We start from the raw sequence: 19322 nt of genomic DNA, 5'->3' as shown, positions 1-19322 counted from the left end.
AAGGACGCAGACCCCACAGCATGGAAACGCCCCCGCAGCCCACTCCGCGCACCGAGCCCACCGACGCGGACGTCGAGGCCTTCAAGCAGCAGCTCGGGCGGCCGCCGCGCGGGCTGCGCGCGATCGCGCACCGCTGCCCCTGCGGGCAGCCCGACGTCGTCGAGACGGCTCCCCGGCTCCCCGACGGCACGCCCTTCCCGACCACGTACTACCTGACGTGCCCGCGCGCGGCCTCCGCCATCGGCACGCTGGAGGCGAACGGGGTCATGAAGGAGATGACGGACCGCCTCGCCACGGACCCCGAGCTGGCCGCCGCCTACCGGGCCGCTCACGACGACTACATCGCCCGCCGTGACTCCATCGAGGTCCTCGAAGGGTTTCCGAGCGCGGGCGGGATGCCGGACCGGGTGAAGTGCCTGCATGTGCTCGTCGCGCACTCGCTGGCCGCGGGTCCTGGGGTCAACCCCCTGGGCGACGAGGCCATCGCGATGCTGCCGCAGTGGTGGCGCAAGGGCGCGTGCGTGGTGCCGCCGGCGGAGTGAACGCCGGGCCGGGCGGGGCCGGGTGTGCCGGGCGCGGGCCCGCCGTGGCCGGTCGCGCGGATCCCCGCGCCCCTGGAGAAGGCCGGGCAGCGGGGGTCCGGGGCGGAGCCCTCGACAGGGACGAACGATCGCAACAGGAGACCACGTCATGACACGCGTCGCTGCCGTCGACTGCGGTACCAACTCCATCCGGCTGCTCGTCGCGGACGCGGACCCGGCGACCGGTGAACTCGTCGATCTGGACCGGCGGATGACGATCGTCCGGCTCGGGCAGGGCGTCGACCGGACGGGACGGCTCGCCCCCGAGGCCCTGGAGCGCACCTTCGCGGCCTGCCGGGAGTACGCGGCGGTCATCAAGGAGCACGGCGCGCAGCGGCTGCGCTTCGTGGCGACCTCGGCCTCCCGGGACGCCGAGAACCGGGACGAGTTCGTCCGCGGTGTCCTCGACATCCTGGGAGTGGAGCCCGAGGTCATCTCCGGCGACCAGGAGGCCGAGTTCTCGTTCACGGGCGCCACCAAGGAGCTGACGGGCCGCGACGACCTCGCCAGGCCCTACCTCGTGGTCGACATCGGCGGCGGCTCCACCGAGTTCGTCGTGGGCGACGACCACGTGCGGGGCGCCCGCTCGGTGGACATCGGCTGCGTACGGATGACGGAACGGCACCTCGTCCGGGACGGGGTGGTCACCGACCCGCCGACCCAGGAGCAGATCCGGGCGATCCGCGCGGACATCGAGGCGGCCCTCGACCTCGCCGAGGAGACCGTGCCCCTGCGCGAGGCCCGCACCCTCGTCGGCCTCGCCGGATCCGTCACCACCGTCTCGGCGATCGCCCAGGACCTTCCGGAGTACGACTCCGAGGCCATCCACCACTCCCGGGTCTCCCTCGACCGCGTCCGCGAGATCACCGAGGGGCTGCTCGCCTCCACGCACACCGAGCGGGCCGCGATCCCCTCGATGCACCCGGGGCGCGTCGACGTCATCGGGGCGGGCGCCCTCGTCCTGCTCGCGGTCATGGAGAGGACCGGCGCGCACGAGGTCGTCGTGAGCGAGCACGACATCCTCGACGGCATCGCCTGGTCCGTCGCCGCAGGGGCCTGAGCAGGTCTCGGTGGGCGTCAGCGGGCCCGAGCCGGGCCCTCTTTGCTACCCGTTGGTAGCCTCGGCTGAGCAGGTCGGATAACGTATGAGCGCCTCCGGAAGGCCTTGAGAGCCCTTCCGGACGCCCCCGGCAACACCCCGTCGGAAAACTTCGTGAAGTTCTTCACAAGAGAATCGGCCCTGATGGGCGATGTTTTCACCCCCGTAGGCCCCATGGGTGGCGCGGGCGGGCCCGGAGCATGATCAACAGGGCGTTCCGCGGGTGCTGCGATCGTATGAAAAAGGGGAGTGGTTCAGGGGGTTCGAAGAGGCGGAGCGGCAGCTCACGCGGCATTGACAACGGCCCGAACCGGGCGCTGGTTCCCCTGCTGATGCATGACCTGGGTCACGTGGGCGGCGGAGTGTAGCAGATGGTGTGAAGGAGCTTGTGAAGGGGCGCACGAGCGACCCCCCTGAGGCGGGTGGATACTCGATGGCATGAGCACCACGGAGCGTCCCAGGATCCTCGTAGTAGGCGGTGGGTACGTAGGCCTGTACGCAGCTCGGCGCATCCTCAAGAAGATGCGCTACGGCGAGGCGACCGTCACGGTCGTCGACCCCCGGTCGTACATGACCTACCAGCCCTTCCTCCCCGAAGCCGCAGCCGGCAGCATCTCGCCCCGGCACGTCGTCGTCCCGCTGCGACGCGTACTGCCGAAGGCGGAAGTCCTCACCGGCCGGGTCACCACCATCGACCAGGACCGCAAGGTCGCCACGATCTCCCCCCTCGTGGGCGAGGCGTACGAGCTGCCTTTCGACTACCTCGTCATCGCGATGGGCGCGGTCTCCCGCACCTTCCCGATCCCCGGCCTCGCCGAGCAGGGCATCGGCATGAAGGGCATCGAGGAGGCCATCGGCCTGCGCAACCACGTGCTGGAGCAGCTCGACAAGGCTGACTCCACGACGGACGAAGAGGTCCGGCGCAAGGCGCTGACCTTCGTCTTCGTCGGCGGTGGCTTCGCGGGCGCGGAGACCATCGGTGAGGTCGAGGACATGGCCCGCGACGCGGCCAAGTACTACACCAGCGTGTCCCGCGAGGACATGCGCTTCATCCTCGTCGACGCCGCGGACAAGATCCTTCCCGAGGTCGGCCCGAAGCTCGGCCAGTACGGCAAGGAGCACCTCGAAGGACGTGGGGTCGAGGTCTACCTCTCCACCTCCATGGACTCCTGCGTCGACGGCCACGTGGTCCTGAAGAACGGCCTGGAGGTCGACTCCAGCACCATCGTGTGGACGGCCGGCGTCAAGCCCAACCCGGTGCTCTCCCGCTTCGGTCTGCCGCTCGGCCCGCGCGGTCACGTGGACACGCGGACCACGCTCCAGGTGCAGGGCACGGACTACGTCTGGGCCGCCGGCGACAACGCGCAGGTGCCGGACCTCGTCGGCCGCAAGGCCGGCAACGAGAACGCCTGGTGCCCGCCGAACGCCCAGCACGCGCTGCGTCAGGCGCGGGTCCTCGGCGACAACGTGATCTCCGGTATGCGGGGCTTCCCGCAGAAGGAGTACAGCCACGCCAACAAGGGTGCGGTCGCCGGTCTCGGCCTGCACAAGGGCGTCGCGATGATCGTCATGGGCAAGATGAAGATCAAGCTCAAGGGGCGGCTGGCCTGGTACATGCACCGTGGTTACCACGGGCTGGCCATGCCGACCTGGAACCGGAAGATCCGGGTCTTCGCCGACTGGACGCTGGCCGTGTTCCTCAAGCGTGAGGTCGTCTCGCTCGGCGCCATGGAGACTCCTCGCGAGGAGTTCTACGAGGCCGCCAAGCCCGCGCCCGCTCCTGCCGTCGCGAAGACGGAGGAGAGGGCCAAGGCCTCCTGACCCTCCGGTCGCCGCACGCCTGTCCCGAAGGGGTCCCCGCCATCCGTGGTGCGGGGGCCCCTTCGGCGTTTCCGGGAGCGGCGACACGCCCTTTTGCGCAGACATAACCCTTTGGCGGGACTGCGCTCCGGGCCCGTTGGTGTTTACGTGGTGTTGGAGTCTGTGGGATTCCTCGTCACGGAGGTGTGCCTCATGCAGGACGCGGCGCTGCGGCTCAAGGCGCTGACAGAGCAGTTGCTGGGAGCCCCGCTCCCGGTCCGGATCCGTGCCTGGGACGGCTCGGAATCAGGACCGCAGGGCACCCCCGTGCTCGTCGTTCGGAACCGGCGTGCCCTGCGCCGACTTCTGTGGAAACCCGGAGAGTTGGGACTGGCCAGAGCATGGGTCGCCGGGGACCTGACGGTGGACGGCGACCTGTACGCCGTTCTGGAGGTGGTGGCCGGGCTGGTGTGGGAGCGCGGCGAGGACACCAGGAGCCTGCGGGAGGCCCTGCGGGATCCCGGCGTACGGGCCGCCGTGCGCGGGCTCGTCCGGATGGCGGGGTCGCCGCTGCCGCCCGCCCCGCCCCGCGAGGAGGTCCGCGGACGCTCCCATCTGCACACCAAGCGCAGTGACAGACGCGCGATCAGCCACCACTACGACGTCGGCAACGACTTCTACGAGATCGTCCTCGGACCGTCCATGGTCTACTCGTGCGCCTACTGGGAGTCCCCGGACGGCACCCTGGAGGACGCCCAGCGCGACAAGCTCGGGCTCATCGCCCGCAAGCTGGACCTGAGGCCGGGCATGCGGCTGCTCGACGTGGGCTGCGGCTGGGGCTCCATGGCGGTCCACGCGGCCCGCGAGCACGGCGTGAGCGTCGTCGGCGTGACCCTGTCGCAGGAGCAGGCCGCGTACGCCCGCAAGCGCGTCGCCGAGGAGGGGCTTACCGACCGGGTCGAGATCCGTGTCCAGGACTACCGCGACGTCACGGACGGGCCCTACGACGCGATCTCCTCCGTGGGGATGGCCGAACACGTCGGCAGCGAGCGCTACCTGGAGTACGCCCGGGTGCTGTTCGGTCTCCTCGGGCCGGGCGGGCGGCTCCTGAACCACCAGATCGGGCGCCGCCCGTGGCGGGACGAGTCGGGGTACGAACTCGACGCGTTCATGGACAGGTACGTCTTCCCGGACGGGGAACTGGAGCCGGTCGGCGGGACCGTGAGCCAGTTGGAGAACGCCGGGTTCGAGGTCCGTGACGTCGAGTCGATCCGTGAGCACTACGGACTGACGCTGCGCCGGTGGGTGGCCAACCTGGAGGCCGACTGGCCGGCCGCGGTCCGTCTCACCAGCCCCGGCCGGGCCCGCGTCTGGCGCCTCTACATGGCCGCCTCGGCGCTCGCCTTCGAGCGCAACCGCATCGGCGTGAACCAGGTGCTGGCGGTGAAGACCCCGGACACCGGCACCTCGGGGATGCCGCTGCGCGCCCGCTCCTGGCGGTAGGCCGTACGTGAGTGGGGCCCCGGACGACGCTCGTCCGGGGCCCCGCTCCTGTGCGTACCGCGAGGAACTACTCGCTCTTGATCGCCATCAGCGGGTTCAGCTTCGCCGCGCTGCGCGCCGGCCACATCGCCGCGAGGACGCCGACCAGGCCCGCGATGCAGAGGAAGACGGCGATCCGGCCGAACGGGATCTCCATGGTGTACGTCGTCACCGTGCCGGAGATGCTGTCGCCCGCCACCCAGCCCATGAACAGGCCCAGACCGATGCCGAGCACCGCGCCGAACAGGGAGATGATGATCGCCTCCAGGCGCACCATCTGCTTGACCTTCGCACGGTCGAGACCGATGGCCCGCATCATGCCGATCTCGTGCTTCCGCTCGAAGACCGACATGGCCAGGGTGTTGATGACACCGAGGACCGCGATCAGGATGGCCATCGCCAGCAGGCCGTAGAGCATGTTCAGCATCAGGTTGATCGCGCCGGCGATCTCGTTGTTGATCGCGTTCTTGTCCTGGATCTTGATGGCGGGGTTGTCGCCCAGGGCCTTGACGATGGCGTCCTCGGCCCGGTCGGAGACACCGTCCTTCATCTTCACCATGACCTGCTGGTCGGTGACCTTCGACAGGTGCGGGTCGACCACGGCGAGCGGCGCGAACAGACCGTTGAGCATCTCGTTCTGCTCGTAGACGCCGGCGACCTTCAGCCGGGCCGTCTCGCCGTCGTCGAACTTCACCGGGACGGTGTCACCCGTCTTCAGGCCCTCGTCGTCCGCGGTCTCCTTGTCGACCAGCGTGGAGGCGCCGGTCAGGTTCGCGAGGGAGCCGCTGGTGAAGTCGAGGTTCACCAGCTGGCCGAAGGCCTTCTCGTCGACGCCGGAGACCTCGATGTACGAGTCGCCGAGCTCGCCGTAGGCCGGGCGCAACGGGCTGCTCGCCTCGACGTCGGGGAGCTTGTCCAGCTTCTCGCGGACCTCTGGGGCCAGCGGCTGGTAGTTCGCCATGGAGACGGTGTAGTCGGCCTTCAGGGAGTCCGAGGCCATCTTGTTGATGGCGCTGCCCATGGAGGTCGCGACCACCGTCATCGCCGTGATGAGGGTCAGGCCGATCATCAGGGCCGAGGCGGTGGAGGCCGTACGGCGCGGGTTGCGCACCGCGTTGAGCCGGGACAGCTTGCCCGTGACGCCGAACGGCTTCAGGAGCGGGGCCGACGCGGCGATGAACGGGCGCGACAGGAGCGGCGTGAGGACGATGACCCCGACGAGGATCACTCCGGCGCCGCCGGCCTTCACGTAGTTGTCGTCCATGAACAGCATGACCGCGCCGAGGGCGACGATGACCGAGCCCAGGGTGTTGCGGACTACGAGACCGCGCGTGGTCGGCGTCGCGTGGACACTGTTCATCGCGGCGACCGGCGGGATCTTCGCGGCGCGGCGGCCCGGCAGCCAGGCGGCCAGCATGGTCACGACCACACCGATGACCAGCGCGACGACGATCGTGGTCGGGGCGATGACGAGCGGCCCGTCGGGCAGGGAGGCGCCCGCGGAGTTCATCAGGGACTCCAGGCCCATGGCCACGCCGATGCCGAGCGCGAAACCGGTCACCGCGGCCGCCAGGCCCACGAGGAACGCCTCGATGAGCACGGAGCGCGTCACCTGGCGGCGCGAGGCGCCGACGGCGCGCATCAGGGCCAGTTCCCTGGTGCGCTGGGCGACCAGCATGGTGAAGGTGTTGGCGATGATGAAGATGCCGACGAACAGGGCGATTCCCGCGAAGATGAGCAGGACCTGGCTCATCGCCTTGGTCTGCTCCTCGATCATCGCCTCCTGGTCGGCGGAGAGCTGGGCACCGGAGAGGGCCACCGTCTCCTTCGGCAGGATCTTCTCGACCGAGCTCTTCAGCGCCGTCTCGGAGGTGCCCGCGGCGGCCTTCACGTCGATCTCGTCGTACTGGCTCTTGCCGAGGACCTTCATGGCGGTGTCGTTGTCGAACACCACCAGGCTGCCGCCCGCGAGGACGCTGCCGTCCTCGGTGTCGAAGACGCCGCTGATCTTCGCCGTCCGCACCGGTCCGTCGGTGGAGTAGCGGACCGTGTCACCGACCTTGTAGCCGGTGCGTCCGGCGGTCCTGGAGTCGAGCGCGATGTCACCGGCGGACTTGGGTGCCGCGCCCTCGGTGAAGTCGTAGCGGGGGTCCTTGCCGTCCTTGCCGGGGTAGTAGTTGGCACCGGAGGTTCCCCAGTCGCCGCCGACGAGCTTGCCGTCCTTGTCGGCGAGTGCGGTGAAGTCCATGACGCCGCCGATCGCCGAGTCGGCACCGGGCAGGTCCTGGGTCTTCTTCAGGAGGGCGTCGGTCAGCCGCGGCGGCTTCTTGGCCTCGCCGTCGTCACCGGACTCGTAGGAGCCGCCTTCGGGCTGGATGGCGACCGAGACGTGGTCGAAGCTCTTCGCCGACTTGTTCTTGTAGGCATTGCCGAAGGTGTCGGTGAAGACCAGGGTGCCGGAGACGAAGGCGACGCCGAGCATGACGGCGAGCACGGTCATCAACAGCCTGGCCTTGTGCGCGAGGACGTTGCGCAGGGCGGTACGGAACATGGGTTTCTGTCCTGGTGGAGGAGGAGGCGGGACGAGACGCGGCGGGGTGCGAGGGCGCGGTGGCGGCTAGCTCGTACGGCCCTTGGCGTCGAAGTCCTTCATCCGGTCGAGGACGCCGTCGGCGGTCGGCGAGAGCATCTCGTCGACGATCCGCCCGTCGGCCAGGAAGATCACGCGGTCCGCGTACGCCGCGGCCACCGGGTCGTGGGTGACCATGACGACGGTCTGCCCCATCTCCCGTACGGAGTTGCGGAGGAAGCCCAGCACCTCGGCGCCCGAGCGCGAGTCCAGGTTTCCGGTGGGCTCGTCGCCGAAGATGATGTCCGGGCGGGACGCCAGCGCACGGGCCACGGCGACGCGCTGCTGCTGTCCGCCGGAGAGCTCGGTGGGACGGTGGGAGAGCCGGTCGGCCAGGCCCACCATGCCGATCACCCTGTTCAGCCACTCCTTGTCCGGCTTGCGGCCCGCGATGTCCATGGGGAGGGTGATGTTCTCCAGGGCGGTGAGGGTCGGCAGGAGGTTGAACGCCTGGAAGATGAAGCCGATCTTGTCCCGGCGCAGCTTGGTCAGCTGCTTGTCCTTGAGGGAGCCGAGCTCGGTGTCACCGATGCGGACCGAGCCGGAGGAGAAGGAGTCCAGTCCCGCGACGCAGTGCATCAGCGTGGACTTGCCGGAGCCCGAGGGACCCATGATCGCGGTGAACTCGGCCTGCCGGAAGTCGACGGAGACCCGGTCCAGAGCGACCACCTGGGTCTCTCCCTGTCCGTAGACCTTCGACAGTTCCGTGGCGCGGGCGGCGACCAGGGTGGTCCGGTCGGCGAGGGGAGTGGTGGTCACGGAAGGGTGCTCCTTGTCGGTACGACGACGAGTGGACGACTGGTTCCATCGTCGGTGCCGATCCGCGCCGTGTAGTCACCCGCTGTTCCGGTTCCGAGGGGCGACTCGGGTCGGACCGCGCGACGCTGTGTCATACCTGGGGATGACACCCACCCCTGAGGGGGAATGGGCGACGGTTCGTCAGGTTCCGCTCGTTCGGGCGGTGAAATCACGTCATTCCACATAAGCCGTCCGACGTTGGTCGAAGGGCATGTGGCAAGTGCGGATGGCTCGTACCGTGGGCTGATGCACCCTCAGACGTCAATAAAATAAGACAACATCGGTCCGACCTTCCGCTGTTCGGGGGATCTGTCCCGATAGGCTCGGATCACTCGACGCGGAGCCCATGGCCTGCCCGGATGGTGGAATGCAGACACGGCGAGCTTAAACCTCGCTGCCCCTCGCGGGCGTACCGGTTCAAGTCCGGTTCCGGGCACCTCCGACACTTCCGTTCCCCGGCGTCTCCGGCGTCTCACGGCACCTCGTGATGAAGGATGCATCCTTCATTGAAGACTTCACCGCGTGACCGTTGACAGCGGGCCCCACCCGTCGGAAACTCACGTGAGCGAAGTGGTGAATAAAACTTCACTCAGCGAACAACGCTGGCGGCGCTCACCGGGGTCGTCGGAGCGCGAAGGAGCGTGTCGATGCGTACCACCGTCGGGATCATCGGAGCCGGACCGGCCGGCCTGCTGCTGGCGAGGCTGCTGCACAACGCGGGGATCGACTCCGTCGTACTGGAGAGCCGCGACCGGGCGTACGTGGAGCAGCGGCAGCGCGCCGGGATCCTGGAGCAGGGGACCGTGGACGTGCTGCGGGCCGCGGGCGTCGGCGAGCGCATGGACCGGGAGGGTCTGCGCCACGACGGCATCGAGCTGCGGTTCGCGCGCAGGCGCCACCGGATCGACTTCCCCGCGCTCACCGGTGGGCGGTCCGTCATGGTCTACGCCCAGACCGAGGTGTGCAAGGACCTCATCGCGCTCCAGCTCAAGGAGGGCGGACCGGTGCTCTTCGAGGCGGAGGCGCTGGCCGTCGAGGGGGCCGACACCGACCGCCCCCGGGTGCGCTTCAGGCACGAGGGGCGCGAGGACGTCCTGGAGTGCGCGTACGTCGTCGGGTGCGACGGCTTCTGGGGTGTGGCCCGCAAGGCGATCCCCGAGGAGCTCACACGGGTCTTCGAGCGGACCTACCCCTTCGGCTGGCTGGGGATCCTCGCCGACGTGCCCCCCTCGCACGACGAGCTCGTCTACGCCCGCCACGACCGCGGTTTCGCCCTGCTGTCCATGCGCTCGCCGACCGTCTCCCGGCTCTACCTCCAGGTGCCCGAGGGCACGGACGCGCAGGAGTGGGGCGACGAGGAGATCTGGGACGAACTGGAGCGCCGGTTCGAGACCGACGACGACTGGCGGCTCCGCAGGGGTCCCGTCACCGCCAAGTCCGTCACCCCCATGCGCAGCCACGTGCACGAGCCGATGCGTCACGGGCGGCTCTTCCTGGCCGGTGACGCCGCCCACATCGTGCCGCCGACGGGCGCCAAGGGGCTGAACCTCGCGGTGGGGGACATCGTGACCTTCGCGCGGGCGCTGGCGCACGAGAGGGAGACCGGGTCCGGCGAGCTCCTCGACGCCTACTCCGAGACCTGCCTGCGGCGGGTGTGGCAGGCCGAGCGGTTCTCGTACGAGATGACGACCCTGCTGCACCGCTCGCCCGACGCGACGCCCTTCGACGACCGTATCCAGCTGGCCCGGCTGGAGCGGCTCGCCTCCGCGCACGGCGCCGAGCAGGACCTCGCCGAGGGGTACACCGGCTTCGCCCTCGACTGAAAGCCACGGACGGGGGAACCGGAGGGGTCCGTACCGGCGTTGTAACGGTGCGGGGAATGCCAGGTCGAACCCTGGTGTTCCCGGTCACAAGAGGGGAAAGATCCTCCCCAGGCACTAGAGGCTTTCTTTTGCCTACCCATTACTCTTGAGCCAAGGCCACGCACGGTGGCTATGGAGGAGTGAAATGAGGAGCAGCAACCCGGTCTTCTCGCGACGGGGGTTCAGCCGCGACAACGGCCACGCGGGCTTCAACGCCCAGCCGCAGGCCGGGGGCCCCGCTGTCGGAACGCAGGGAAACCCGTACGCGCAGGGCGCCCCGCAGGGCGGCAGCCCGTACGCGCAGAATCCTTACGCTCAGAACCCGTACGCCCCGCAGGACCTGCAGCACGGCGCACCGCCGCAGGCCCCGCCCGCCGCCGGCCGCATGACGATGGACGACGTCGTCGCGCGTACGGCCATGACGCTCGGCACCGTCACCGTCGGCGCCGTCCTCGCCTGGGTCCTGCTGCCGGTCACGTCGAGCAGCTTCGGCCTGGCCATCGGCTCAGCACTCATCGCGATGGTCTTCGCGCTGGTGCAGTCGTTCAAGCGCAAGGCCTCGCCCGCGCTGATCCTGGCGTACGCCGCCTTCGAGGGTGTCTTCCTCGGCGTGATCAGCGAGATGTTCAACAGCCGGTGGAGCGGAGCGCCCTTCCAGGCCGTGCTCGGCACCATGGCGGTGTCCGGCGCCACCCTGCTGATCTACAAGGCGGGCTGGATCCGCGTCACCGCCCGGTACGCGCGCATCGGTATGGCCATCGCGATCGCCTTCGTGCTGGTCATGGCGGTCAACCTGCTGCTGGTCGTCTTCGGTGTCGCCGATGACGGTGGCCTGCGCAGCATGGGCCCGCTGGGCGCGATCGTGGGTATCCTCGCGATCGTCCTGGGCGCGTTCTTCCTGACGCTCGACTTCAAGCAGATCGAGGACGGCATCGCCTACGGCGCGCCGCGCGAGGAAGCCTGGCTGGCCGCGTTCGGCCTGACCATGAGCCTCGTGTGGATCTACCTGGAGATGCTGCGTCTGGTCGCCATCTTCAGCGGCAACGACTAGCGAACCCACGATCGAAGGGCCCGCGAACCAAGGTTCGCGGGCCCTTCGGTATTTTCGGGTGAAGGAGGTGAGCGAAACCGCTCAGAGCAGTTTGCGCGCGGCCCTCCTCAGGTCGTACTCGTGGATGATTGCCTTGGCGTGGCCGTACGCGAGGTCGTGCTCGGCGCGGAGCCAGCTGACCTTCTCCTCGAAGCGGAAGAGAGCGGGGCCTTCGTCGACGGTGCGCAGCCAGTCGGAGATCTCACGACCGGTGCAGTGGGGGATGCGGGCGAGCAGATTGCGATGGGTCTCCGCGGAGAAGACTTGGGACATCGGCGCCTCCGGACGCATGGGATGTAAGCCGGTCCTTCAAGTCACCGTGCCTGAGGGTCGGCCCGTTGGCAACAGTCCAGATGAGGCGCGTAGGGTCGGCGCGTGCTTGATACGACGCCTTTGACGCGGGCCGTGGAACATTTCGCCGACCGGTTGCGCGCCGCTCCGCAGAGCCGGCTGCAGCGGGGAGCCGCCGCCGAGGCGCTGGAGCTGGCCAGGGATTTGTCACTGCGTGCCCAGCGGCTGGAGGACCCCTCGCGTGACCCCCGCCAGATGCCCGACGCGGGGATGTTCGCCGCGGCGGACCAGGTCACCGTGGCCGGGAACGATCTTGCCGAGGTGCTGACGGCCGAGGACGAGGTCATGGAGGCGGTGAACCTCGTGGAGGAGGCGCAGAAGAGGGCGGGGATCTGAAGGGTGCGTGGTCCGGCCGTGGCCGGTCGCGCCCACGCGGCGGAGCCGCGGACGGCATGAAAAAGCGCCCCTCGAAGGGGGCGCTTTCTGCCGGGGCGTGCCGTCACGACGAGGCCGTGACCTGACCCCTACAGCGAGGCTATGACCCTGTCCGCCAGGACGTAGACGCTCTCCTCGCCGCACTCGAAGGTGAGGGCGTAGGCGCCCGAGACCCCCGAGCCGCCGAGCAGGACCGGCGGGTGGCCGGTCCGCAGCGACTCGGCGAGGCGTTCGGCGGTCTCACGATGGCCCGGGGTCATGCAGAGCGTGGTGCCGTCGGCGAAGACGTACACGTCGAGGGTGCCGAGCGGGCCGGGACGGACGTCCGCCAGCTCCGTGCGGGAGTCGGCGAGGTCCTCCAGGCAGGCCACCGTACGTTCGTGGTCGTTCGCCACGGGTGACTGGACCGGTACGAAGTCGGGGTGCGAGGGGTGGCGCCGGCGGGCCGCGGCCAGTTCGGGGGAGTCCCCGGCGAACTCGTCGGCGTCGGCGGCGGGCTCGGTCACCGGCTCCAGGTGTTCGAGACCCGCGAAGTCCGACTGACGGGGCAGGAACAGCTCACTGTCGGGCAGACCGAGCAGGGTCGGCGCGTCGGTGACGTCACGCGCCTCCTGGGCGGCCCAGAACGCCCGGGCCTCGGCGAGCTCACGCTCGCGCTCCTCGGCGAGCGCCTCGGCGACCGCCGCGCGTATCTCGTCGGCGTCCGCGGTCCCGCGGGCGGCCGGCACGAGGCCGCGTACGGCCGTGGCACGGCTCCGGGCGAGCTCGGTGTGCAGGGCGGCCACCTGCCGGCGCAGTGCCAGCAGGGTGCGCAGAACGGCGACGCCCACGGCCGTGGTGGTGGCTGTGGCGAGCAGCAGAGCAAGAGACGTGGTGCTCACTGACGTACTCCCGGTTCAAAGTCGACCCCCGACTTCCTACATCAGCTTGAAGGGCGGACTAACCAGCTGTCAGTGCGTAACGTCACGAAAGGGGCAGGACTTTCGGCCTGGTGTTTAGTTGCGTAACCGCCCTGACCTGCGTAAATCCCTTTCCGGAGGGAGATAGGTCACATCCTGGGGGAGATTGGATCACAAAACGACCCGGAGTCCCTGCGGTTACGGGACTTCGGGTCGTTTCGGTGACTGTGCGTTCAACTCCCGCTACTGTGCGGGGTCTTCGGCTCGGACGCGTTCCCGGGTACTAGCTCAGGCGCTCGATGACCATCGCCATGCCCTGGCCGCCGCCCACGCACATCGTCTCCAGGCCGAACTGCTTGTCGTGGAACTGGAGCGAGTTGATGAGGGTGCCGGTGATGCGGGCACCGGTCATGCCGAAGGGGTGGCCTACCGCGATGGCGCCGCCGTTCACGTTCAGCTTCTCCAGCGGGATGTCCAGGTCGCGGTAGGAGGGGATCACCTGGGCGGCGAACGCCTCGTTGATCTCGAACAGGTCGATGTCGCCGACGGTCAGACCGGCGCGGGAGAGGGCCTGCTTCGACGCCTCCACCGGGCCGAGGCCCATGATCTCGGGGGAGAGCCCGGTGACACCGGTCGAGACGATCCGGGCCAGCGGGGTCAGGCCGAGCTCGCGGGCCTTCGTGTCGGACATGATCACGAGGGCGGCGGCGCCGTCGTTGAGGGGGCAGCAGTTGGCCGCCGTGACCATGCCGTCGGGGCGGAAGACCGGCTTGAGGCCCTGGACGCCGTCGAGCGTGACGCCGGCGCGCGGGCCGTCGTCCTTGCTGACGACCGTGCCGTCCGGCGTGGTCACCGGGGTGATCTCGCGCTCCCAGAAGCCGTTCTTGACGGCTTCCTCGGCGAGGTTCTGCGAGCGGACACCGAACTCGTCCATGTCCTGGCGGGTGACGCCCTTGATACGGGCGAGGTTCTCCGCGGTCTGGCCCATCGCGATGTACGCGTCCGGGACGACGCCGTCCTCGCGCGGGTCGTGCCAGGAGGCGCCCTCGCTCGCGGCGACCTCCGCGGTACGGGCCTCCGCCTCCGCGAAGAACGGGTTGTGCGTGTCGGGCAGGCTGTCGGAGTTGCCCTTCGTGAAGCGGGAGACCAGCTCGACGCCCGCCGAGATGAAGACGTCGCCCTCGCCGGCCTTGATGGCGTGCAGGGCCATGCGGCTCGTCTGGAGCGACGAGGAACAGTAACGGGTGATCGTGCAGCCGGGGAGGTGGTCCATGCCCATCTGCACGGCGACGATGCGGCCGAGGTTGTTGCCCTGCTCGCCGCCGGGGAGGCCGCAGCCGAGCATCAGGTCGTCGATGTCCCTCGGGTCGAGCTCCGGGACCTTGGCGAGGGCCGCCTGGATGATGGTCGCGGTGAGGTCGTCGGGGCGCAGGTCCTTGAGGGAACCCTTGAAGGCGCGGCCGATGGGGGAGCGGGCGGTCGAGACGATCACGGCTTCGGGCATCACGGCTCCATTGGCGTTACGAGGGTGTAGGCGGACCTGACTGGGAAGCTACCCGTAGGTATGGGCGGGGTCACGGGGGTGGGGGTGTGACGCGGGACGCACTTTCCAAGCGCTTGCTTTTTCCTCGCTGCATGTCCCAGCCCCGGGGGCTTTGCCCCCAGGCCCCCTTGGGCTTCGCCCCAGGCCCCCTTGGGCTTCGGTCTGGGGGCCACCTGGGGGTTCGCCCCCCGGTCCCCTTGGGATTTGGCTGCGGGTTCGGTGGGGGCTGGGCGCGCAGTTCCCCGCGCCCCTGACGGGGCGGGGGCCCTGCGGCCTTGACCACCGCGGGGTTCCTCGCGCCCCTGACGGGGCGGGGGTGGGGGCCCGTGGCCTTGGCCGCCGCAGGGTCCTTGTGCTCCTGACGGGGCGGGGGTCTGCGGCCTGGCCGCCACGCCGTTCCGGGCGCCCCTGGCGGGGCAGGTTCCGTGCCCTGGTCGCCATTCGGTTCCCCGCGACCCTTCGGGAGCGGGGAAGTGTGTGGTCAGGCTGATGTGGGGGCCGGGTCTGTGGCTGGGACGCGCCTGCGGCGGCGGCGTTTGAGGAGGGCCCAGGGGCCGCGCGGGCCCGTGGGCATCGCGGCCGCCACCTCCGTGCCCGGCTCCGAGGCCGCCTCCGCGGCGGCTCGTGCCACGGGCAGGAAGCCCTCGCGGCGGGAGACGTCCGGGCGCTCCTCGTCCGCGGGCCACAGGCCCAGCGCGGCACAGACCGTGGGCAGCACGGCCATCGCCGCCGTCGCGTACCCCTCCGCCGAGGGGTGGTAGTTGTCGGGGCCGAACAGCTCCCGCGGGTTCGCCGCGAACTCCGGGCCCAGCAGGTCGCCCAGCGACACCGTCCGCCCGCCCTGTTCGACCGTGCCGATGGTCTGCGCGGCCGCCAGCTGACGCGAGGCGCGCTTCGCCAGCCACCGCAGCGGCTGCTGGACCGGCTCGATGGACCCCAGGTCGGGACAGGTGCCCACGACCACCTCGGCACCCGCCGTGCGGAGTCTGCGAACCGCCGCCGAAAGGTGCCGGACCGACCGCGTCGGTGGCATCCGGTGCGTCACGTCGTTCGCGCCGATCATGATCACGCACACCTCGGGCACCCCGTCCGGGTCCCCGAGGGCCAGGACGACCTGGCGGTCCAGGTCGTCCGACTGGGCGCCCGGCAGAGCCACGTTCCGCAGCCGCACCGGCCGTTCCGCCACTGCGGCGAGCCCGGACGCGATCAGCGCCCCCGGCGTCTGCCGGGCCCGGTGCACGCCCTGCCCGGCCGCCGTCGAATCACCGAGCATCGTCAGGCGCAACGGGACCTGCGAGCCGGCGTACGCATACCCGTACAGTCCCTCCGCGCTCGGCGGACGGGGACTGTGCCCGTTTCCCACCTGCCGCTTCGCCAGCTGCACCTCGGCCAGCACCACTCCGACCGTCGCCGCGCCCAGCAGCCCGATCCCGCCGCCGCCGTACGCCGCGCCCGCGGCGATCCGCCGTGCCACCCTCGCTCTCGACAAACTCGTCATGCGAAGCCGCCACCTCCTTCTAGCCGTACACCCACTCCTTGCCCCGTACAGACCGTCGGCCAATCTCAACGCGACGTGAACGCCCAGGAGGGGGCTTAGGCTGACGGCACCACCCCGACCACTTCTTTTCCAGCTCCGGAGACAACGGTGCAATTCCACGACTCGATGATCAGTCTCGTCGGCAACACCCCGCTGGTGAGGCTCAACAGCGTGACCGCCGGCATCCAGGCGACCGTCCTCGCGAAGGTCGAGTACTTCAACCCCGGCGGCTCCGTGAAGGACCGCATCGCCGTGCGCATGATCGAGGCCGCCGAGAAGAGCGGCGCGCTCCAGCCCGGTGGCACGATCGTCGAGCCGACCAGCGGCAACACGGGTGTGGGCCTCGCCATCGTGGCCCAGCAGAAGGGCTACAAGTGCATCTTCGTGTGCCCCGACAAGGTGAGCACCGACAAGATCAACGTGCTGCGGGCCTACGGGGCCGAGGTCGTCGTCTGCCCCACCGCCGTCGACCCCGAGCACCCCGACTCGTACTACAACGTCTCCGACCGGCTCGTGAAGGAGACGCCCGGAGCCTGGAAGCCCGACCAGTACTCCAACCCCCACAATCCCCTCTCGCACTATCACTCCACCGGCCCCGAGCTGTGGGAGCAGACGGAGGGGCGCATCACCCACTTCGTCACGGGTGTGGGGACCGGCGGCACCATCTCCGGCACCGGGCGCTACCTCAAGGACGCCAGTGACGGGAAGGTCCAGGTAGTCGGCGCCGACCCCGAGGGGTCCGTGTACTCCGGCGGGTCCGGGCGGCCGTATCTGGTGGAGGGCGTCGGCGAGGACTTCTGGCCGACCGCGTACGACCGGACCGTCGCCGACGAGATCGTCGCCGTGTCCGACAAGGACTCCTTCCAGATGACCCGGCGGCTGGCCAAGGAGGAGGGGCTGCTCGTCGGCGGCTCCTGCGGCATGGCCGTCGTGGCCGCGCTGCGCGTCGCCGAGCGGCTCGGTCCGGACGATGTGGTGGTCGTGCTGCTGCCCGACAGCGGGCGCGGCTACCTCAGCAAGATCTTCAACGACGAGTGGATGGCCGACTACGGGTTCCTGGAGGACGAGGGCCCCAGCGCCCGGGTCGCCGACGTCCTCAGCGACAAGGTGCACGGGGCCATCCCGTCCCTCGTCCACATGCACCCGGACGAGACGGTCGGCGAGGCGATCGAGGTGCTGCGCGAGTACGGCGTCTCGCAGATGCCGATCGTGAAGCCGGGCGCGGGTCACCCGGACGTGATGGCCGCCGAGGTCGTGGGCTCCGTCGTCGAACGGGAGCTGCTCGACGCCCTGTTCACCCAGCGGGCCTCGCTCTCCGACCCGCTGGAGAAGCACATGTCGGCGCCGCTGCCCCAGGTCGGCTCCGGTGAGCCGGTCGGCGACCTGATGACCGTGCTCGGCGGGGCCGACGCGGCGATCGTCCTCGTCGAGGGCAAGCCCACCGGAGTCGTCAGCCGGCAGGACCTGCTGTCCTTCCTGGCCAAGGGTGGTCGGCAGTAGGAAGTTCCGGTGAACTGCTGGCGTCGGAGGGGAACTTGCGGCGTGAGCGATCACGGTGGAACTTCGCGGAAGTGGTACGAGCACGTCACGTCCGCGCAGCACACGCTTAACACGCGTACGGCAGATTGGTGGATGTCGGCAAGGCGGCGGAGGTACCTCCCAGGCGTTCAGCGCTGGGGGAGGCTCCCCGTCCGGGCCGGCACCGAAACGGCGTCAAGGACCTTCCGGAGCGGCTCCCGGACCTCCATGGACGCCACGGACGCGTAAGCCCGGCCCTGACCCGGCGCGCGTCCCTCGCGGGGACCGCCGTCGTCCCGCCCCCCGGCAACGGGGGTGCGGCGGTTCCCGCGCAAGCTTCACGAAGGGCCCGGTACCTGACTGGTACCGGGCCCTTCGTCACGCCTGGACCGGCGCTGCTCCCGCGGGCGTGGCCGCCCGCCGTCGTGGTCCCTCAGCAGGAGGCCGCCGGCATCGCCTCGGGGCGGCTCATCCCTCCCACTCGCTGTCCTTGGAGGACTTGCGGCGCTTGCTGAAGAAGTCCGGCGAGAGGCGCGCGGCCTGGACCACGTTGACCCCCACGATGCCCGCCCAGGCGACCAGGAGGCCGGGCAGCTCGGCGACACCGCCGCCGATGGCGGACAGGGGGATCGCGAGGACGAGGGAGACGATGCCGAAGCCGAAACGCTCGCCCCAGGAGTCGGAGGACCCCTTGGGGGACCGTGCGTCGCGGGCCACCGCCATCTGCTGTTCCGCGAGCTGGCGGCGCACGCGGCGGTCGACCGTGCCGTCCAGGCGCTGCTCGACCTTTTCCAGGAACGAGTCGATCAGTGCGGACTCGTACTCCTCGCCCAGTTCCCTGCGTGCGTGCAAGGTGGCGTCGAGTTCCTTCTTCAGTTCGGCGTCGGGGGCTTCCATACCGGTCATGGTGTCCAAGGTAGGGAGCCGGAGCCCTATTGGCACGGGGGTTAGCCCCCCGGTCCGCACTGGGCTGTTCCCCACCGGGTCCGAGAGGACGGCGTGGAGCAGGGGTGTCCCTTGCCCGGCTGCATATAGTCATGCAGAGTTCTCCGTACGTGAATAGCTTGTCGATGGTGCGGTGCCGGACGCTGTTGCCCGTGGCCGCCGGGCAGGAACCGTCTCCCGGACCGAAGGGGGTGCGCTCTATGGCGTCCCGTGATGCGGACGAGCCGCGTGCGGCAGCAACCGGCCTCGTGGTGCTGGACGGCCACAGCACGTGTGTCGACGACGTCGTACGACTCGCCCACGGGTCCGCGCGGCCCGTCCCCGCCGCCGACGGGATGAAGCGCGTCGAGGAGTCCTGGGACGCGGCCCGGCGCATCGCCGCGACCGGCCGCGTGTACGGCCGGTCCACCGGAGTCGGCGCCAACCGGAACGAGGACGTGCCCACCGAGGCGGCCGCCGAGCACGGCCTGCGCCTGCTGCGCAGCCATGCCGGGGCCATCGGGGACGAGCTGCCCGCGCGGCAGGTCCGGGCGATGCTCGCCGTGCGCGCCAACCAGCTCCTCGCGGGCGGGGCGGGCCTGCGCCCCACCGTCGTCACCGCGTTGTGCGAGGCGCTGGAGACCGGGGCGTACCCCGTCGTGAACGAGTTCGGCTCGGTGGGGACCGGGGACATCGCGGCGCTGGCCCAGCTGGGGCTGGCCCTGGCGGGGGAGCACCCCTGGCGGGGGGCGGACGCGCCGACCGGTGTGCGCG

At 70.1% G+C, this 19322-nt stretch carries 16 protein-coding genes and 1 tRNA gene; 10 read left to right on the top strand and 7 right to left on the bottom strand.

Annotated elements, in window-relative coordinates:
- Positions 1–20: 20 nt before the first annotated feature.
- The 4 genes from KUF83_RS01135 (at position 21) to KUF83_RS01120 (ending at position 4983) form a co-directional block, all read left to right on the top strand.
- Positions 21–542, top strand: a complete 522-nt coding sequence (locus KUF83_RS01135; protein WP_217452579.1) for a DUF501 domain-containing protein — start codon at positions 21–23, stop codon at positions 540–542.
- A gap of 148 nt (positions 543–690) precedes the next feature.
- Complete coding sequence (locus tag KUF83_RS01130; protein ID WP_217452578.1) at positions 691–1641, top strand: Ppx/GppA phosphatase family protein; 951 nt, start codon at positions 691–693, stop codon at positions 1639–1641.
- Positions 1642–2118: 477 nt separating this feature from the next.
- On the top strand, positions 2119–3501 hold the full coding sequence (locus tag KUF83_RS01125; protein WP_217452577.1) for an NAD(P)/FAD-dependent oxidoreductase: 1383 nt from the start codon (positions 2119–2121) through the stop codon (positions 3499–3501).
- A 192-nt stretch (positions 3502–3693) separates the two neighbouring features.
- Positions 3694–4983 carry a class I SAM-dependent methyltransferase gene (locus KUF83_RS01120; RefSeq protein WP_217452576.1) on the top strand — a complete coding sequence of 430 codons (1290 nt, stop codon included), beginning with the start codon at positions 3694–3696 and terminating at the stop codon, positions 4981–4983.
- 67 nt (positions 4984–5050) lie between these two features.
- Here KUF83_RS01120 and KUF83_RS01115 read toward each other — a convergent pair whose 3' ends face one another.
- Positions 5051–7573, bottom strand: a complete 2523-nt coding sequence (locus KUF83_RS01115; RefSeq protein ID WP_217452575.1) for an ABC transporter permease — start codon at positions 7571–7573, stop codon at positions 5051–5053.
- Positions 7574–7639: 66 nt separating this feature from the next.
- On the bottom strand, positions 7640–8410 hold the full coding sequence (locus KUF83_RS01110) for an ABC transporter ATP-binding protein (protein WP_217452574.1): 771 nt from the start codon (positions 8408–8410) through the stop codon (positions 7640–7642).
- Positions 8411–8802: 392 nt separating this feature from the next.
- Between KUF83_RS01110 and KUF83_RS01105 the strand changes: the two genes are divergently transcribed.
- The 3 genes from KUF83_RS01105 (at position 8803) to KUF83_RS01095 (ending at position 11362) form a co-directional block, all read left to right on the top strand.
- A tRNA-Leu gene (locus tag KUF83_RS01105) sits at positions 8803–8885 on the top strand.
- A gap of 211 nt (positions 8886–9096) precedes the next feature.
- On the top strand, positions 9097–10272 hold the full coding sequence (locus KUF83_RS01100) for a 4-hydroxybenzoate 3-monooxygenase (protein WP_217452573.1): 1176 nt from the start codon (positions 9097–9099) through the stop codon (positions 10270–10272).
- Positions 10273–10456: 184 nt separating this feature from the next.
- Complete coding sequence (locus tag KUF83_RS01095) at positions 10457–11362, top strand: Bax inhibitor-1/YccA family protein (protein WP_217452572.1); 906 nt, start codon at positions 10457–10459, stop codon at positions 11360–11362.
- Between the two features lie 81 nt (positions 11363–11443).
- Here KUF83_RS01095 and KUF83_RS01090 read toward each other — a convergent pair whose 3' ends face one another.
- Positions 11444–11674: a DUF4287 domain-containing protein gene (locus tag KUF83_RS01090; RefSeq protein ID WP_217452571.1), complete on the bottom strand. Its 231-nt coding sequence runs from the start codon at positions 11672–11674 to the stop codon at positions 11444–11446.
- Positions 11675–11776: 102 nt separating this feature from the next.
- Between KUF83_RS01090 and KUF83_RS01085 the strand changes: the two genes are divergently transcribed.
- Positions 11777–12088, top strand: coding sequence for a hypothetical protein (locus tag KUF83_RS01085; RefSeq protein WP_217452570.1), 312 nt, complete (start codon positions 11777–11779; stop codon positions 12086–12088).
- A gap of 128 nt (positions 12089–12216) precedes the next feature.
- On the opposite strand, the gene KUF83_RS01080 is transcribed toward KUF83_RS01085, so the two are convergent.
- The 3 genes from KUF83_RS01080 to KUF83_RS01070 all read right to left on the bottom strand — a co-directional run bounded on the left by KUF83_RS01080 (position 12217) and on the right by KUF83_RS01070 (position 16067).
- On the bottom strand, positions 12217–13008 hold the full coding sequence (locus tag KUF83_RS01080) for a hypothetical protein (protein WP_217452569.1): 792 nt from the start codon (positions 13006–13008) through the stop codon (positions 12217–12219).
- Between the two features lie 301 nt (positions 13009–13309).
- Positions 13310–14530, bottom strand: a complete 1221-nt coding sequence (locus tag KUF83_RS01075) for an acetyl-CoA C-acetyltransferase (RefSeq protein ID WP_217452568.1) — start codon at positions 14528–14530, stop codon at positions 13310–13312.
- Positions 14531–15050: 520 nt separating this feature from the next.
- On the bottom strand, positions 15051–16067 hold the full coding sequence (locus tag KUF83_RS01070) for an SGNH/GDSL hydrolase family protein (RefSeq protein ID WP_217452567.1): 1017 nt from the start codon (positions 16065–16067) through the stop codon (positions 15051–15053).
- Positions 16068–16214: 147 nt separating this feature from the next.
- On the opposite strand from KUF83_RS01070, the gene KUF83_RS01065 reads away from it, so the two are divergent.
- On the top strand, positions 16215–17606 hold the full coding sequence (locus tag KUF83_RS01065; protein WP_217452566.1) for a cystathionine beta-synthase: 1392 nt from the start codon (positions 16215–16217) through the stop codon (positions 17604–17606).
- Positions 17607–18092: 486 nt separating this feature from the next.
- Here KUF83_RS01065 and KUF83_RS01060 read toward each other — a convergent pair whose 3' ends face one another.
- Entirely contained in the window at positions 18093–18521 is a 429-nt protein-coding gene (locus KUF83_RS01060; RefSeq protein WP_217452659.1) for a hypothetical protein, read from the bottom strand.
- 248 nt (positions 18522–18769) lie between these two features.
- On the opposite strand from KUF83_RS01060, the gene KUF83_RS01055 reads away from it, so the two are divergent.
- The coding region (locus KUF83_RS01055; protein ID WP_217452565.1) for an aromatic amino acid lyase at positions 18770–19322 on the top strand (553 nt) is incomplete at its 3' end.

Source organism: Streptomyces sp. BV286 (genome assembly GCF_019090165.1).
Taxonomy (GTDB): Bacteria; Actinomycetota; Actinomycetes; order Streptomycetales; family Streptomycetaceae; genus Streptomyces.
Note: the sequence above shows the minus strand (reverse complement) of the source record. Positions and strands in the feature narration are given on the sequence as shown.

Bases quoted from the DNA above. Each gene is read 5' to 3' on its own strand.
- KUF83_RS01135 (WP_217452579.1), top strand. From the start codon at position 21: ATGGAAACGCCCCCGCAGCCCACTCCGCGCACCGAGCCCACCGACGCG.
- KUF83_RS01130 (WP_217452578.1), top strand. From the start codon at position 691: ATGACACGCGTCGCTGCCGTCGACTGCGGTACCAACTCCATCCGGCTG.
- KUF83_RS01125 (WP_217452577.1), top strand. From the start codon at position 2,119: ATGAGCACCACGGAGCGTCCCAGGATCCTCGTAGTAGGCGGTGGGTAC.
- KUF83_RS01120 (WP_217452576.1), top strand. From the start codon at position 3,694: ATGCAGGACGCGGCGCTGCGGCTCAAGGCGCTGACAGAGCAGTTGCTG.
- KUF83_RS01115 (WP_217452575.1), bottom strand. From the start codon at position 7,573: ATGTTCCGTACCGCCCTGCGCAACGTCCTCGCGCACAAGGCCAGGCTG.
- KUF83_RS01100 (WP_217452573.1), top strand. From the start codon at position 9,097: ATGCGTACCACCGTCGGGATCATCGGAGCCGGACCGGCCGGCCTGCTG.
- KUF83_RS01095 (WP_217452572.1), top strand. From the start codon at position 10,457: ATGAGGAGCAGCAACCCGGTCTTCTCGCGACGGGGGTTCAGCCGCGAC.
- KUF83_RS01090 (WP_217452571.1), bottom strand. From the start codon at position 11,674: ATGTCCCAAGTCTTCTCCGCGGAGACCCATCGCAATCTGCTCGCCCGC.
- KUF83_RS01075 (WP_217452568.1), bottom strand. From the start codon at position 14,530: ATGCCCGAAGCCGTGATCGTCTCGACCGCCCGCTCCCCCATCGGCCGC.
- KUF83_RS01070 (WP_217452567.1), bottom strand. From the start codon at position 16,067: ATGACGAGTTTGTCGAGAGCGAGGGTGGCACGGCGGATCGCCGCGGGC.
- KUF83_RS01060 (WP_217452659.1), bottom strand. From the start codon at position 18,521: ATGGAAGCCCCCGACGCCGAACTGAAGAAGGAACTCGACGCCACCTTG.